Annotated in this window: 10 protein-coding genes; 6 read left to right on the forward strand and 4 right to left on the reverse strand. The window is 69.9% G+C overall.

All coding sequences use genetic code 11. The annotated features are described in order from the left end of the window. Positions 1–10: 10 nt before the first annotated feature. The 4 genes from AC1VVG_RS00995 to AC1VVG_RS01010 are packed head-to-tail and all read right to left on the reverse strand — an operon-like array spanning position 11 to position 3,552. Entirely contained in the window at positions 11–661 is a 651-nt protein-coding gene (locus AC1VVG_RS00995) for a class I SAM-dependent methyltransferase (protein WP_049032513.1), read from the reverse strand. A gap of 10 nt (positions 662–671) precedes the next feature. Then, complete coding sequence (locus AC1VVG_RS01000) at positions 672–1,379, reverse strand: WbqC family protein (RefSeq protein WP_482835138.1); 708 nt, start codon at positions 1,377–1,379, stop codon at positions 672–674. A 5-nt stretch (positions 1,380–1,384) separates the two neighbouring features. Continuing rightward, a complete protein-coding gene (locus AC1VVG_RS01005; RefSeq protein ID WP_124670634.1) occupies positions 1,385–2,770 on the reverse strand; it encodes an NAD(P)/FAD-dependent oxidoreductase in 1,386 nt (461 codons plus the stop codon). Next, entirely contained in the window at positions 2,767–3,552 is a 786-nt protein-coding gene (locus tag AC1VVG_RS01010) for a class I SAM-dependent methyltransferase (RefSeq protein ID WP_034188102.1), read from the reverse strand. Before AC1VVG_RS01010 ends, AC1VVG_RS01005 begins: the two co-directional genes overlap by 4 nt. Before the next feature lie 558 nt (positions 3,553–4,110). Here AC1VVG_RS01010 and AC1VVG_RS01015 point away from each other — a divergent pair. The 6 genes from AC1VVG_RS01015 to AC1VVG_RS01040 are packed head-to-tail and all read left to right on the forward strand — an operon-like array spanning position 4,111 to position 15,323. Then, positions 4,111–5,910, forward strand: coding sequence for an O-linked N-acetylglucosamine transferase, SPINDLY family protein (locus tag AC1VVG_RS01015; protein WP_482835140.1), 1,800 nt, complete (start codon positions 4,111–4,113; stop codon positions 5,908–5,910). Further along, positions 5,907–6,848: a UDP-glucuronic acid decarboxylase family protein gene (locus AC1VVG_RS01020; RefSeq protein WP_175028446.1), complete on the forward strand. Its 942-nt coding sequence runs from the start codon at positions 5,907–5,909 to the stop codon at positions 6,846–6,848. The genes AC1VVG_RS01015 and AC1VVG_RS01020 overlap by 4 nt, the downstream gene beginning before the upstream one ends. Beyond that, the gene (locus AC1VVG_RS01025; protein WP_034188099.1) at positions 6,845–8,050 is read left to right on the forward strand and encodes a class I SAM-dependent methyltransferase; all 1,206 of its coding nucleotides are present in this window, start codon (positions 6,845–6,847) and stop codon (positions 8,048–8,050) included. The genes AC1VVG_RS01020 and AC1VVG_RS01025 overlap by 4 nt, the downstream gene beginning before the upstream one ends. Before the next feature lie 12 nt (positions 8,051–8,062). Continuing rightward, entirely contained in the window at positions 8,063–10,567 is a 2,505-nt protein-coding gene (locus AC1VVG_RS01030) for a tetratricopeptide repeat protein (RefSeq protein WP_482835142.1), read from the forward strand. Next, positions 10,564–13,050, forward strand: coding sequence for a tetratricopeptide repeat protein (locus AC1VVG_RS01035; RefSeq protein ID WP_206141305.1), 2,487 nt, complete (start codon positions 10,564–10,566; stop codon positions 13,048–13,050). The genes AC1VVG_RS01030 and AC1VVG_RS01035 overlap by 4 nt, the downstream gene beginning before the upstream one ends. Next, a complete protein-coding gene (locus tag AC1VVG_RS01040) occupies positions 13,047–15,323 on the forward strand; it encodes an O-linked N-acetylglucosamine transferase, SPINDLY family protein (RefSeq protein ID WP_482835143.1) in 2,277 nt (758 codons plus the stop codon). The genes AC1VVG_RS01035 and AC1VVG_RS01040 overlap by 4 nt, the downstream gene beginning before the upstream one ends. Positions 15,324–15,339: the final 16 nt, after the last annotated feature.

A 15,339-nucleotide genomic window follows, 5' to 3' on the forward strand; every position in this document is an offset into this window, starting at 1 on the left:
CGGGGCGCGTTCAGCCGTCCTTCCTGACGAGCAGCGTGAATTCGTACAGCCCGTAGTCGTGCAGCAGCGCGACGTGCCGCGAGTAGCGGCGCTTGCAGCGATCGAACAGCGCGCACGGATCGGCGTAGTAGAGCCGTTCGGGGCGCATGAACGGCGGATCGGAATACGACGTCAGGCAGTTGAACGAGAAGCCGAGTCGGCTCGTCGCATGCAGCATGTCGAGCGTCGTGTGGATGTAGTCGAGCCACGTCGCGTCGTCGTGGCCGCGATGGACGTTGAAGATCCCCGACGCGATGCCGTAGTCGGCGCTCGCCAGCGGCGTATCGCCGACGTGAAACGACACGTCGGCGCGGTCGCGATAACGCTGCCGTGCCGCGTCGACCATCTCGGGCGACACGTCGTTGCCCGCGTAGGCATGACGGCGTCCCGCCGCATGCTCGTCGAGGAAATCCACCAGCGCGCCATAACCGCAGCCGATGTCGTTGACCGAAAAGGCGTCGGCATCGGGCGCGACGATTTTCGTCAGCTGTGCGAAGCGCAGCCGCTGGCCGTCCTCGCCGTTCCAGTCCACGCCGCGCGCGGTCTGTCCGTGCTCGGCGAGGCGCGCGCCGTAATAGGCGGCGACGTCCGCCAGCAGGCTCGAGTGTCGGGAATCGTGCATCGCGTGGTCCTCAGGTCCGGCCGGTCACGACATGGCGGCGCGCCTCCGGGCCGCAATGAAACAGCACGTCGAGCACCGTCACGCCATGCACGAACTCGCCCCACAGCTGCGCATAGGGCGGATAGGCTGGATAGTCGAACCAGCGCACCGCGATGCCTTCGGCCGCGAACCGGCTCTCGTCGAGGTAGTCGCGTGCGGCGGGGCCCGACAGGTATTCGGTCGCGCCGGCCTGGAGGCACAGGTTCAGCAGTTTGTCGGTGCGGTCGCCTTCCAGCGTGTAGTCGGACGACGAAGAAATGCGCGTGGCGATGCCCAGCTGCTGGTTGATCCAGGCCAGCATCGCGAGGTTCAGCGTGCTCAGCGTGTCGTGCCGGCCGTTCAGGTAAAGCGCCTCGAGCTGCTCCGCGTAGCGCGCGAAATGCGGCGCACGCGCGTAGTTCTGCCGCAGCCGCGTCCAGTGCTGCTGTGCCCATTGCGTGCCGTCGATCTCGGTTTCGCGAATGCTCTGGTGATAACGGCCTTTCACCTTGACCGGCACGGTCAGCCACTGCACGCCTTGCGGCGTCTTGATCTGGTTGCGGTTGCGCCAGTCGCGCCGCGTGTACTGCGCGTCGTCGTACAGGATGAACTCATCGGTCGCGGCGATCAGGTCGAAGTACCCCTTCCACGGGATGTAGTTCGACTGGACGATCGCGATGCGCTTCGGCTGCGGATTCATGTCGATCAGGCGGGGATGTGACCGTACCGGTACATGTCGACGAGCTCGGGCGGAATGCCCCAGTCCGTCGCGCCGAGCCGGTCGTGCAGTGCCTCGAGATCCGCGCGGCTCGCGCGTTCGAGCTGTTCGACCATGCGGTTGCGTGCCGGGACGAAGTCGTGCTGGAAAGCCGCGTTGATCTGGTGGCGGACCGTCTTGGCGATCGCCGCTTCGCGCGACAGGTTGCGGATCAGCGGCCGCTCCGGCGCGAGGTCCGCATAACGCGGGTCGATCGGCTCGCCGCGCATCGCCGCGACGAGATCGCGGCACAGCACCGGCGACAGATGAAAGCCGTCGCGCTTGGTGCCGCCGAGGATCCACAGGTCGCGCACGCTGGTCGCGCCGATCAGCGGATAGAGATCGGATGTCGTCGGGCGCCAGCCGACGTTGACGTTGACGAGATTCGCGCGCGAGAAACGCGTATTGATCTGGTCCATCGCCGATTTGAGCAGCGTGTACGCGCTGCCGGCATGCCCGTGTTCGTGCGGCACCGGGCTGATGTAGTTGCTGGCGCCGACGAGCGTGCGGTCCGGGCCGTACGGCGCCGAATAGACGCCGCACGCGAGGCCGCGGTTGGTCGTGCGCACGCAGTGCGTATGCACGTTCTCGCTGCTCTGCAGTTCGATCGACATGCCGATGCCGTAGAACAGCCGCTGCACCGGCAGCTCCGGCAGGCTCGCCTGCAGCACGCGCGTCAGGTTCGCGCCGTTGCAGAGCACGAAGCGGTCGGCCTCGACCGTCGAGCCGTCGCTCAGCCGGGCACCGGTCACGCGCCCGCTCGCGACGTCGATGCGCTCGACTTCGGCCGAAACGAAGGTGACAGGGCCTGCCGCGGCCACGCTGGCCTGGAGCGCATCGAGAAACTGTTTCGGGTTCGTCCAGCCTTCGCGCCTCAGATACACCGCGTTCAGCGCGCGGAACTGCGGATGCGGGTGATAGTTCGGGATGCCGGCGGGATCGACGGCCTCGCACGGCTCCTCGAATTCGCGGCAGAAGCGCCGCATCGCCGCGAAGTTCTCGTCGTCGAGCGCGTCGGTGGCCGCGTTGTTGAGCACGTAGGTGCCGAAGCCGTGCGCGACCGCGTGCGCCGGTGTGCAGATCTCGGCGAACACGCCGGGCCAGGCGGCGGTCGCCGCGCGGCTCAGCTCGAACTTGAAGCGGTCGAGCGGCGTGCCGAGCGAATCGCCTTCCAGTTCGGTGAACGAGTTGAGCATCGCGGCGGCCGCGCGCGTCGCGGAACCTGGGCGCTGCGCGGGACCGACGACGACGAGCTCGATGCCCGGCTCGGCGCGCTGCCAGGCACGGGCCGTCATCAGCCCGAGGATGCCGTTGCCGAGGATCGCGATCTTCATGGGCGCACCCCGCCGCCTTCCGGGAACGTCAGATAGCACAGCGACGGATACGATTTCGCCTTGTGGATGCGGTGCGGGTGCTTGCCGAGCAGCTCGCGCACGTAGTGGATCCCTTCGGCCGGCGTCTGGCCGCCGCGCGTGAGCTGCCAGAACGCGACCACGCCGCCGGGCACGAGCCGCTTCATCACGGTCTCGAAGGCGTGGCGCGTCGGTCCCGGCACGTTCAGGTCGAACCACGCGAGCGCGACCGGTTCGCCGGGATGCGCTTCCTCGTAGGCGGCGAGCGTTTCGCGGCAGTCGCCTTCCCACACGTGGTGCTTGCCGTTCACGTGGCCCATCGCGTTGTTGCGTTCGTGCAGCGACAGCAGGTTGCGCAGCAGGTCCGCGTAGTCGCCGGCGAGCGAGTACGTGCCGTCGGAGAACAGCTTGCGATCGCGCGAATCGGTGTCGGAGAAGCCCGCGTAGCCGGTGAACGTATCGAACGCGTGAATCCGGCGCTGGAAGTTCAGCGGCTCGAGGATCGCGCGGAAGTTCTCGCACAGCACGGCGGTCTGCCCGCGCCAGGTGCCCAGATCGAGGATCGAGCCGGGCAACGGCACGATCTGCTCATAGACCTCGAACGTCGCGAGAATCCGCGCGAGCAGCGAGCCGCGCACGAACAGGCCGAGCGAGCGTTCGAGTTCCTCCTGCGTCGCCGGATAGGTCTGCATCAGGTCGAACAGTTCGCGCCGCGCGGCGAGCTGATCGTCGTTCGAGTTGGAGATGATTGAGGACTCGTGCATACACATGGCTCCAGGCGCTGAGGGTGGATTCGAGGGCATCCCCAGCCGCGGGCCGGCAAGCGGCTTGCGCCCGGCGCGATCGTCCGCGCGGTGGACGCCTCCAAGTCTGTGCCCGAGTCTATCGATCCGCGCCCGGATCGAACGGCGGATTAGCGGGCCGTTTCACCCCGCATTTCGACGGATGCCGCCGCGACCGGCGGCCGGGCGGGCGCAGCCGCCGCATGCCGCCGCAATGCCGAAAACCGTTATCCGGCGCGGCCCGGCGCGATCCGGCACCCATGCGCGGCATGCCGTCTCGGCCGACGATCCGCGTTCCGCGCCGCTCGAGCCGCAACCTTGACCGGCGTCATGCCGGCACCCGCGCGGTCACATGAAAAGCGACCAAATCCGGCACCTGCTCCGCCGATTGGAACGACAGGCGCGCGCCGAGAATGCTGGCATGTCGAAGGCCGTCCGCCCGCATGCCGACCGGTATCCGCCCGGGCGTGCCTTCGCGATCACGTGCCGGCCCGCGCGCCGGTGCGCGCGCCCCTATCGAACCCAGGCTGGCTTACCACGATGACTGATCTCACGCTGCCCGACTCCCCCGTCGCCACGATCGAAGCGGCGCTGGCGCTGCACCAGGCCGACCGCCTCGAAGAAGCCGAGACGCTGTACCGGCAACTCCTCGACGCCGACCCCCGGCACGCGGACGCGCTGCACCTGCTCGGCCTGATCGGTCACCAGTACGGGCGCTATCAGGAGGCGTCCGAACTGATCATGGCGGCGATCGAGATCAAGCCCGACGCGATCTACTACTACAACCTCGGCAACGTGATGCAGGCGCACAATCGCCCCGCCGCGGCCGCCGAGTGTTTCCGCCTCGCGATCGAGCTGCGGCCCGACTACGTCGACGCGTACAACAACCTCGGCAACGCGCAGCGGCTGGCGGGCAACGCGCGCGCGGCCGTCGACGCGTTCTGCCAGGCGATCGCGCTGCAGCCCGACCACGGGCAGGCGTACAACAATCTCGGCAATGCGCTGCTCGACCTGAACGAGATTCCGGCCGCGCTCGAGGCGTACCAGCACGCGGTCGCGCTGCGCCCCGAGCTGCCCGAGCCGCGCAGCAACCTGCTGTTCGCGTACCACTACAGCGATGCGTTCGACCAGCAGGCGTATCTCGACGAAGCGGCCCGCTTCGACGCGCTCGTCACCGGCCGCGCGCAACCGTGGTCGACCTGGCTCGTCGACCTGATCGCGCGCATCGGCCGGCCGCTGCGCGTCGGCATCGTATCGGGCGACCTGAAGTCGCATCCGGTCGGCTATTTCATCGAGGGGATGCTCGCGCACCTGAACGGCGCGCGTGTCGAGCTGCATGCGTACCCGACGCGCGACGTCGAGGACGACGTCACCGCGCGCCTCAAGCAGCGCTTCGCGTCGTGGACCCGCCTCGCGGGCCTCGGCGACGCCGCCGCGGCCGCCCGGATCCGCGACGACCGCATCGACGTGCTGATCGATGCGTCGGGCCACACGATCCACAACCGCCTGCCGCTGTTCGCGTGGAAGCCCGCGCCGCTGCAGGTGAGCTGGCCCGGCTATTTCGCGAGCACCGGCATGCGCGCGATCGACTACGTGCTCGGCGACCGCCACGTGATGCCGGACGACGAGGCCGCGCATTTCGTCGAGCGCGCATGGCATTTGCCCGACAGCTACCTGTGCTTCACGCCGCCGGCCGTCGAGCTCGACGCCGGCCCGCTGCCGATGCTCGCGAACGGTTATCCGACCTTCGGCTATTTCGGCAAGCTCGCGAAGCTCACCGACCGCGTGATCGCGGTATGGTCGCGCGTGCTGGCCGACGTGCCGAACGCGAAACTGTTCGTGAAGGCGCCGCATCTGGACGACCCGCGCGAGCAGGACGCGCTGTCGGCCCGCTTCGCGGCGCACGGCATCGGCGCGGCGCGCCTGCTGTTCGAGGGCCGCTCGCCGCGCGACGAATACCTCGCCGCGTACCGGCGCGTCGACCTGATGCTGAGTCCGTTCCCGTACCCGGGCGGCACGACGACGGCCGAAGCGCTGTGGATGGGCGTGCCGGTGCTCGGCCGCCGCGGCGCGCGGTTCCTGTCGCACATCTGCGAAAGCCTGCTGCACGCGGCGCGCCTGCCGGAATGGATCGCCGACGACGATGACGATGCGTACGTCGCGAAAGCCGTCGCGTTCGCGCGCAATCCGGCCGAGCTGGCCGTGCTGCGCACGACGTTGCGCGCGCAGGTGCTCGCCGCGCCGCTGTGCGACGCGCCCCGCTTCGCGCGCCATTTCGAGGACGCGCTGCACGCGATGTGGGCGCGCCACGTCGAGGCCGCGCCGGGAGCCGCGTCGTGAACGGCCGGTCCGTGCTCGTCACCGGCGGTGCGGGCTTTCTCGGCTCGCACCTGTGCGAGCGCCTCGTCGGCGCCGGTTACGACGTGATGTGCGTCGACAACTTCTACACGGGCAGCAAGCACAACGTCGCGCACCTGATCGGGCACGTCAATTTCGAGCTGATCCGCCACGACGTGTGGCTGCCGCTGTACGTCGAAGCCGACCGCGTATTCAACATGGCGTGCCCGGCGAGCCCGGTGCACTACCAGAGCGATCCCGTGTCGACGGTGAAGACGGCCGTGCTCGGCGCGATCAACATGCTCGGCCTCGCGAAGCGCTGCGGCGCGCGCATCCTGCAGGCGTCGACGAGCGAGGTGTACGGCGACGCGCAGCAGCATCCTCAGCAGGAAAGCTACTGGGGCAACGTCAATCCGAACGGGCCGCGCGCGTGCTACGACGAAGGCAAGCGCTGCGCCGAGACGCTGTTCTTCGACTATCACCGGCAGCACGGCGTCGACATCCGCGTGGTGCGGATCTTCAACACCTACGGCCCGCGCATGCGCGCCGACGACGGGCGCGTCGTGTCGAACTTCATCATGCAGGCGCTGCGCGGCGAACCGATCACGCTGTACGGCGACGGCAGCCAGACGCGCTCGTTCTGCTACGTCGACGATCTCGTCGAAGGCCTGCTGCGCATGATGGATCAGAACGACGACACCGGCCCGATGAACCTCGGCAATCCGAGCGAGATCACGATCCGCGAGCTGGCCGAATGCGTGCTGCGGCTCACGGGTTCGAAAAGCCGCATCGAATATCGCCCGCTGCCCGCCGACGATCCGCTGCAGCGCCGCCCCGACATCGGCCGTGCGCGTCAGCGCCTCGACTGGCAGCCCGGCGTCGCGCTCGAGGACGGCCTGAAGGAAACGATCGCCTATTTCCGCAAACAGGTGAATGCATGACCCCCGAACTGATCGACGCCACCTGCCCCGTTTGCGCGCATACCGTTGCCGCGCCGTTCTTCCCGGCCGGCGAGCACACGCTCGCGACGCTTGCCTGGCCCGCGTCCGCCGAAGCGGCCCGCCGGCTGCCGCGCCATGTGCTCGACTTCGTCCAGTGCCCGCGGTGCTCGCACGTGTGGAACCACCGCTTCAGCTACGATGCGATTCCGTATCAGAGCAACCCGAACCGGATGTTCAACAGCGGCGGGATCTGGAAGGGCCATCTCGCGGCCACGCGCGACCTGCTGCTCGGCGCGCTGCCGGCCGAACCGGCCGTCGTCGAGATCGGCTGCGGCGAAGGGCATTTCGTGCGCGGGCTCGCCGAAGCGAGCCGCGGCGGCCGCTTCGCCGGCTTCGATCCGAACGCGAGCGCGGGCACCGGCCACGGCATCGAGTTCCATGCGCGGCTGTTCGAGCCGCTCGCCGACATGCCGGCCTTCCGGCCCGATGCGATCGTCATCCGCCACGTGCTCGAACACCTGACCGAACCCGCGAAGCTCGTCGAGCAGCTCGCATGGGGCGCCGCGCGCCAGCCGAACGCCTGCTGGCTGTTCGCGGAAGTGCCGTGCATCGATCGCGTGTTCGAGACCGAACGCCTCGCCGATTTCTTCTACGAGCACGTGTCGCAGTTCACGACGGAGTCGTTCCGCACGCTGATGGCGCGCGCGGGCGAGGTCGTCACGCTCGCGCACGGCTACGACGGCGAAGTCGTCTATGCGCTGGTGCGGCTCGGCGTGCCCGAGCAGGCGCGCAAACGTGCCGATGCGTCGACGCATTTCGCGGCCCGCACGGTCGAGCACCGCGCGGCGATCGCCGGGCAGCTCGCGGCGCTGGCCGAATCGGGGCGGCGTGTCGCGATCTGGGGCGGCACCGGCAAGGCCGCCGCGTTCATCCATCACTTCGATGCCGACGCCGCGCGCTTTCCGCTCGTCGTCGATTCCGATCCCGACAAGGTCGGCACCTACGTGCCGGGCACGGGCCAGAAGATCGAATACCGCGACGCGCTGAAAGCGGCGCCGGCCGACGTGATCATCATCCCGACGCAATGGCGCGCACGCGACATCGTCGCCGAGATGTCGCGCGAGGGGATCGCGGCCGCGGCCGTGATGATCGAGCACGAAGGCCGGCTGATCGACTTCGGGCGCGAACCGCATCCGTATTGAGCGGCCCACGCGATGGAGTCGATCGGACCGCAACTGCAGGCGGCACTCGCGCATCACCAGGCCGGCCGTCTCGTGGAAGCGAAGACGCTGTACGACGCGATCCTCACGGCGCAGCCGGGCCAGCCCGACGCGATGCATTTCCTCGGCCTGCTCGCCTGCCAGCTGAAGCAGTACGACGCGGGTCTCGCGCTGATGGAGCGCTCGCTCGCGGCGCGGCCGGACGCGTCGTACTTCAACAACCTCGGCAACATGCTGCGCGAATGCGGCCGGCTCGACGACGCGATCGCGCATTACCGCCGCGCGGTGGCGCTGCGCCCCGAGTTTCCGGAAGCGCACAACAATCTCGGCAACGCGCTGCGCGACGCGCGGGTCCCGGCCGAGGCGATGGCGAGCTGTTCGCGCGCGATCGAGCTGCGGCCCGGTTACGCGGAGGCGTACAACAACCTCGGCAATGTGCTGCAGGATCTCGGTGAACTCGACGCGGCGGCGGCCAGCTACGGCAAGGCGATCGCGTTCCACACCGCGTATGCGGAAGCGCACAGCAACCTCGGCAACGTGCTGCGCGCGCAGGACAAGCACACGGAAGCGATCGCGCACTACCGCCGCGCACTCGAACTGAGCCCTGCGCTGCCGGCCGCGCGTCACGGCCTCGGCCTGTCGCTGTGGGCGCTCGGCGAACTCGGCGAAGCCGCGCGGGTGCTGCGTGCCGCCGTCGCGGCCGAACCTGGCGATGCGGACCTGCACAACAACCTGGCCGGCGTGCTGCGCGATGCGGGCGACCTCGACGGCGCCGCGTCGCACTATGGGCGCGCACTGGAACACGATCCGTCGATGGCGGTCGCGCATGCGAACCTGAGCGGCGTGTTGCGCCGCCAGGCGCGTTACGCGGAGGCGTTGCGGCATGCGCGGCATGCGATCCGGCTGGCGCCCGGTCTCGCCGATGCGCACAACCATGCCGGCAATGCGTATCACGGCCTGAACGATCTCGACGCGGCGGACGCGAGCTACCGCACCGCGCTCGCGCTGAACCCGGCCGATGCCGGCGCCGCCCACAACCTGTCGGTCGTGCTGCTCAAGCGCGAGCGGCACGACGACGCGCTCGCGTATTGCCGGCAGGCGCTGTCGGCCGGCCGCCCGAGCGCGGCGATGCACGTGAATCTCGGCGACATCCTGCGCGGCCAGGGCAACGTCGACGCCGCCGTGCCCGCGTACCGGGACGCGCTGGCGCTGGTGCGCGACGACGCGGACGACGGCGCGGCCGACGTACTGAGCCGCCTGCTGTTCGCGTCGGCCGCGTCGGCGAGCGTGCCGCCCGCCGATTACCTGAACGACGCGCGCCGCTACGGCCGGCATCTGGCGGCCCGTTCGACGCGTTATCCGCACGACGTAAGCGAACGTGCGGCGCGCGCGCGGCACCGCCCGCTGCGCGTCGGTTTCGTGTCGGGCGACCTGCGCCTGCATCCGGTCGGGATCTTTCTCGAAAGCGTGTTCGCGCATCTCGATCGCACGCGCGTCGCACCGCACGTCTATGCGACGTCGGACGAGGAAGACGTGGTCACCGCGCGGCTCAAGCCGCATGCGGCCGCCTGGCGCTCGATCGCCGCGCTCGATCCGCAGGCGGCCGCGCGCACGATTCACGACGACGGCATCGACGTGCTCGTCGACCTCGCGGGCCACACGCAGGCGAGCGGCCTGGCCGTATTCGGCTGGAAGCCCGCGCCGGTGCAGGCGAGCTGGCTCGGCTTCTTCGCGTCGACCGGGTGCGATGCGATCGACTACTTCATCGGCGACGCGTACACGTTGCCGGAAAGCGAAGCCCGTCATTTCGTCGAGGCGCCGTGGCGGCTGCCGGACAGCTACCTGTGCTTCACGCCGCCGGCCGACGACGTGCCGGTCGGCCCGCTGCCGATGGCCGCGAACGGCGGCGTGACGTTCGGCTGTTTCGGCAAGCTGGTGAAGCTCGGCGACGACGTCGTGCGCGTGTGGTCGCGCGTGCTGCACGCGCTGCCGTCGGCCCGGCTGCTGCTGAAGGCGCGCGAACTCGAGCACGCGGCCGTGCGCGACGCGACCGCCGCGCGGTTCGCGCGGCACGGGATCGACGCGAGCCGGCTCGCGTTCGAACCCGCGTCGCCGCGTGCCGACTATTTCGCCGCGTACAACCGGATCGACATCGCGCTGAGCCCGTTCCCGTACCCGGGCGGCACGACGACGGCCGAGGCGCTGTGGATGGGCGTGCCGGTCCTCGGCATGCGGGGCACGCGCTTCGTCACGCACATCTGCGAGAGCCTGCTGCACGCGGCCGGCATGAACGACTGGATCGCCGGCGACGAAGACGACTATGTCGCGAAGGCGGTGGCGGCCGCCGACGACGGGGCGCGCCTGACGGCGCTGCGCGCGGATTTGCGCGCCACGCTGCTCGCGTCGCCGCTGTGCGACGCGGCGCGTTTCGCACATCATCTCGAAGACGCATTCCACGGCATGTGGGCACGCTATACGGAAACGGCACACGCAGCATGAACGACATCAACGACACCCTGCAACGCGCGCTGGCGCATCACCAGGCCGGCCGTCTCGCTGAAGCGAAGACACTGTACGACGCGATCCTCACGGCGCAGCCGGGCCAGCCCGACGCGATGCATTTCCTCGGCCTGCTTGCCTGCCAGCTGAAGCAGTACGATGCGGGCCTCGCGCTGATGGAGCGCTCGCTCGCGGCGCGACCGGACGCATCGTACTTCAACAACCTCGGCAACATGCTGCGCGAATGCGGCCGGCTCGACGACGCGATCGCACATTACCGCCGCGCGGTGGCGCTGCGCCCCGAGTTTCCGGAAGCGCACAACAACCTCGGCAACGCGCTGCGCGACGCGCGGGTGCCGGCCGAGGCGATGGCGAGCTGTTCGCGCGCGATCGAGCTGCGGCCCGGTTACGCGGAGGCGTACAACAACCTCGGCAATGTGCTGCAGGATCTCGGTGAACTCGACGCGGCGGCGGCCAGCTACGGCAAGGCGATCGCATTCCACACCGCGTATGCGGAAGCGCACAGCAACCTCGGCCACGTGCTGCGCGCGCAGGACAAGCACACGGAAGCGATCGCGCACTACCGCCGCGCGCTCGAACTGAATCCCGCGCTGCGCGTCGCGCAACGCGGGTTGGGTGCCGCGCTGCGGGCGACCGGCGATTTCGACGGCGCGCTCGCGCATGCACGCGCGGGACTCGAGCCGGACGATGCCGAAGCCCATTGCGCGCTCGGCATCTCGTTGCGCAGCATCAACGATTTCGACGGCGCCGCCCAGTTGTTCGAACGCGCGCGCGAGATCGATCCGCGCTACGCGCCGGCCTGGGCGCGGCTCGGCGAGCTGCGTTGCCAGCAGGGCGAATACGAGGCGTCCGTGCACCTGTGCCGGCGCGCGATCGAGCTCGATCCCGAGCTGGCGGACGCGTACAACTTTCTCGGCCTCGCGTATCACAACCTCGACCGGATGGCGGCCGCGGAGTTGAGCCATCGCCACGCGATCGACCTGAACCCGGACGACGCCGATGCGCACCACAACCTCGCCGCCGCGCTGTTCCGCCTCGACAAGCTCGACGAGGCGATGGACGAATACCGGATCGCACAGGCGCTCGGCATCGATCCGGTGAAGATCCAGCTGACGCTCGGCGACATCCGCTGGGCGAAGCGCGACTTCGCGGGCGCCGTCGCGGCCTTTCGCGAGGCGATCGAGCACGACCCGCATCGCGCGTATGCGCGCCTGCTGTTCAACATGTCGAGCTCGGCGGCGTTCGAGCCGCGGGACTGGGTGGTCGAGGCGCACCGCTACGGTGAACGCCTGGCGCGCGACGTGCAGCCGTTCGAGCACGATCGCGCCCGGCGCGTGCGAGACGCGCGCGGCCGCCCGCTGCGGGTCGGCTTCGTGTCGGGCGACCTGCGCCAGCATCCGGTCGGCATCTTCCTCGAAAGCGTGCTCGCGCATCTCGATCGCACGCGCATCGAGCCGCATGCGTACGTGACCTTCGTGGTCGAGGACGACGTGACGGCGCGGCTGAAGTCGGGCTTCGCGAGCTGGAAGAAACTGACCTGCATGAACCGCGACCAGGCGGCGCGGATGATTCGCGACGACGGCATCGACGTGCTCGTCGACCTCGCCGGGCACACGAACTGGAGCGGGCTGCCGATCTTCGCGCACCGGCCCGCGCCGGTGCAGGCGAGCTGGCTCGGCTTCTTCGCGACGACGGGGGTGCGCGCGGTCGACTATTTCGTCGGCGATGCGTACACGCTGCCGGCCGACGAGGCCGAGCACTTCGTCGAGGCGCCGTGGCGGCTGCCGGACAGCTACCTGTGCTTCACGCCACCGGCCTACGACGTGCCGGTCGGCCCGTTGCCGATGGCCGCGAACGGCGGCGTGACGTTCGGCTGCTTCGGCAAGCTCACCAAGATCAGCGACGACGTCGTCGCGCTGTGGTCGCGGCTGCTGCAGGCACTGCCCGATGCACGCCTGCTGCTGAAGGCGCACGAACTCGGCGCGGGCGACCTGAATGCGGCGACGCGCGCGCGCTTCGCGCGGCACGGCATCGACGCGGGCCGGCTGATCCTCGAAGGCGGGTCGCCGCGCGCGGAATACTTCGCCGCGTACAACCGGATCGACATCGCGCTGAGCCCGTTCCCGTACCCGGGCGGCACGACGACGGCCGAAGCGCTGTGGATGGGCGTGCCGGTGATCGGCATGAAGGGCGGGCGCTTCGTCACGCACATCTGCGAGAGTCTGCTGCATGCGGCCGGGATGGGCGACTGGATCGCCGACGGCGAAGCGTCGTATCTCGCCAAGGCCGTCGCGTTCGCACAAGATCGCGACGGGCTGGCTGCGTTGCGCGCGACGTTGCGCGAACGCACGCTCGCGTCGCCGCTGTGCGATGCCGCGCGGTTCGCGCGCAATCTCGAGGACGCGTTCCACGGGATGTGGGATCGCTACGCGGCCGGCGAGACGACGGAGCCGCGCGCATGACGGGCCTCGTCGCGGAACGGTTGAACGCGGCGCTCGCGCACCATCAGGCCGGGCGTCTCGACGATGCGCGCGTGTTGTACGAGGCGATTCGCCGCGACGCGCCCGACCAGCCGGACGCGACGCATTTCCTCGGGCTCCTCGCATGCCAGCTCGGCCAGTTTCCGGCCGGCCTCGCGCTGATGGAGCGCGCGATCGCGCTGCGTGCCGATCCCGTCTACCTGAACAACCTCGGCAACATGCTGCGCGCGCACGGCCGGCTCGACGACGCGATCGGCGCCTATCGCCGCGCGATCGCGCTCGCGCCCGGTTATGCGGAAGCGCACAGCAACCTCGGCAACGCGCTGCACGAGGCGGGCGACGCCGACGCCGCGATGCTGAGCTGCGCGCAGGCGCTCGCGCTGCGGCCCGACTATGCGCCGGCCTACAACAACCTCGGCAACGCGCTGCGGGACAAGGGCGAAGCGGATGCCGCGGCGCGCGCGTACGAGAAGGCGCTCGCGCTCGATCCCGCCTATGCGGAAGCGTGTTTCAACCTGGGCAACGTGTGCGGCGCGCAGCATCGGCACGACGACGCGATCGCGCACTACCGCCGTGCGATTGCGCTGCAGCCGGGCCTGCACGCCGCGCATCACGCGCTGGGCATGCTGCTGCTGGAGCGCGGCGAACTCGACGCCGCGATCGCGAGCCTCGCGTGCGCGGCGGAGTCGGGCGACGTCGACTGGTTGTTCGGCCTCGCGGCCGCGCTCGATCATGCGGGCGATCTCGACGGTGCGGTGGCGAGCCTGCGGCGCGCGCTGGCTGTCGCGCCCGATCGCGCCGAACTGCATCACCATCTGGCGCAGACGCTCGTGCGGCAGGGCAAGCGGCGCGAGGCGCTCGACAGTTGCCGCGTCGCGCTGTCGTTGCCGAACCCGACCGCGCAGATGCACGCGGTGATGGGCGACATCCTCTGTGCGCTGTGGCATATCGATGCCGGGCTCGCGAGCTACGACCGCGCGCTCGAACTCGATCCGGCGTTTCGCAACGCGCACTCGGGCCGCATGTTCCACGGCGCCGGCACCGACCGGCTGTCGGCGGCGCAACTGCGCGAGCGCGCCTGCGCGTTCGGCGCACAGATGGCGGCGCTGGCGTCGCCGCATCGCCACGCGCCGCGGCCGGCGAACGGGCGCGCGTTGCGGGTCGGCTTCGTATCCGGCGACCTGAAATCGCATCCGGTCGCGGTGTTCCTGCTGAGCGTCGTCGCGGCGCTCGATCGGTCGCGCGTCGAACTGGTGGCCTACGCGACGCAACCGGTCGAGGACGACACGACCGCGGCGCTCAAGCGCCACTTCGCGCTGTGGCGCGACCTCACGCCGCTCGACGACCGTGCGGCCGCCGACCTGATCGCGGCCGACCGCATCGACGTGCTGGTCGACCTGAGCGGTCACACGGCGTCGAACCGGCTGCCGCTGTTCGCGTGGAAGCCGGCGCCGGTGCAGGCGACCTGGCTCGGCTATTTCGCGACGACGGGCGTCGCCGCGATCGACTACGTGATCGGCGATCGCCACGTGCTTCCACCCGACGAGGCGGCGCATTTCGTCGAACGGCCGTGGCGACTGCCGGACAGCTATCTGTGCTTCACGCCGCCCGCGCTGCCGCTCGACGTCGGGCCGCTGCCGGCCGAGGGAAACGGGTGCGTGACGTTCGGTTGCCTGAACAACGCGAACAAGATCGGCGAGCCGGTCGTCGCGCTGTGGTCGCGCGTGCTGCATGCGGTGCCGGGCTCGCGCCTGCTGCTGAAGTCGGCGCAGCTCGACGAGGCGGCGCTGCGCACGAGTCTCGCCGCGCGCTTCGCCGCGCACGGCATTCCCGCCGAACGGCTGCTGCTGCGCGGCGGCTCGAAGCGGCTCGCGCATATCGGTACGTTCAACGACATCGACATCGTGCTCGATCCGTTCCCGTATCCGGGCGGCACGACGAGCATGGAGGGGCTGTGGATGGGCGCGCCGTTCGTCACGCGGCGCGGCGACCGTTTCCTGTCGCATATCGGCGAAAGCATCCTGCACACGCTCGGCATGCCGGAATGGATCGCGGACGGCGACGACGCTTACGTCGCGAAGGCGGCCGCGTTCGCGAACGACCTGCCGCGCCTGGCCGCCGTGCGGGCCGGGCTGCGCGAGCGGCTGCTGCGCTCGCCGCTGTGCGATGCGCCGCGCTTTGCCCGGCACCTCGAAGCGGCGTTCGCGCAGATGCATGCGGCGGCGGTCGAACAGGCGGCGCGCGGCGCGCACTAGCGTAGGCGCGGCGCCC

Source organism: Burkholderia sp. L-4 (assembly GCF_056856535.1).

Excerpts from the sequence above, each read along its gene's own strand:
- AC1VVG_RS00995 (WP_049032513.1), bottom strand. The coding sequence starts at position 661 with ATGCACGATTCCCGACACTCGAGCCTGCTGGCGGACGTCGCCGCCTAT.
- AC1VVG_RS01000 (WP_482835138.1), bottom strand. The coding sequence starts at position 1,379 with ATGAATCCGCAGCCGAAGCGCATCGCGATCGTCCAGTCGAACTACATC.
- AC1VVG_RS01005 (WP_124670634.1), bottom strand. The coding sequence starts at position 2,770 with ATGAAGATCGCGATCCTCGGCAACGGCATCCTCGGGCTGATGACGGCC.
- AC1VVG_RS01010 (WP_034188102.1), bottom strand. The coding sequence starts at position 3,552 with ATGCACGAGTCCTCAATCATCTCCAACTCGAACGACGATCAGCTCGCC.
- AC1VVG_RS01015 (WP_482835140.1), top strand. The coding sequence starts at position 4,111 with ATGACTGATCTCACGCTGCCCGACTCCCCCGTCGCCACGATCGAAGCG.
- AC1VVG_RS01025 (WP_034188099.1), top strand. The coding sequence starts at position 6,845 with ATGACCCCCGAACTGATCGACGCCACCTGCCCCGTTTGCGCGCATACC.
- AC1VVG_RS01030 (WP_482835142.1), top strand. The coding sequence starts at position 8,063 with ATGGAGTCGATCGGACCGCAACTGCAGGCGGCACTCGCGCATCACCAG.
- AC1VVG_RS01035 (WP_206141305.1), top strand. The coding sequence starts at position 10,564 with ATGAACGACATCAACGACACCCTGCAACGCGCGCTGGCGCATCACCAG.
- AC1VVG_RS01040 (WP_482835143.1), top strand. The coding sequence starts at position 13,047 with ATGACGGGCCTCGTCGCGGAACGGTTGAACGCGGCGCTCGCGCACCAT.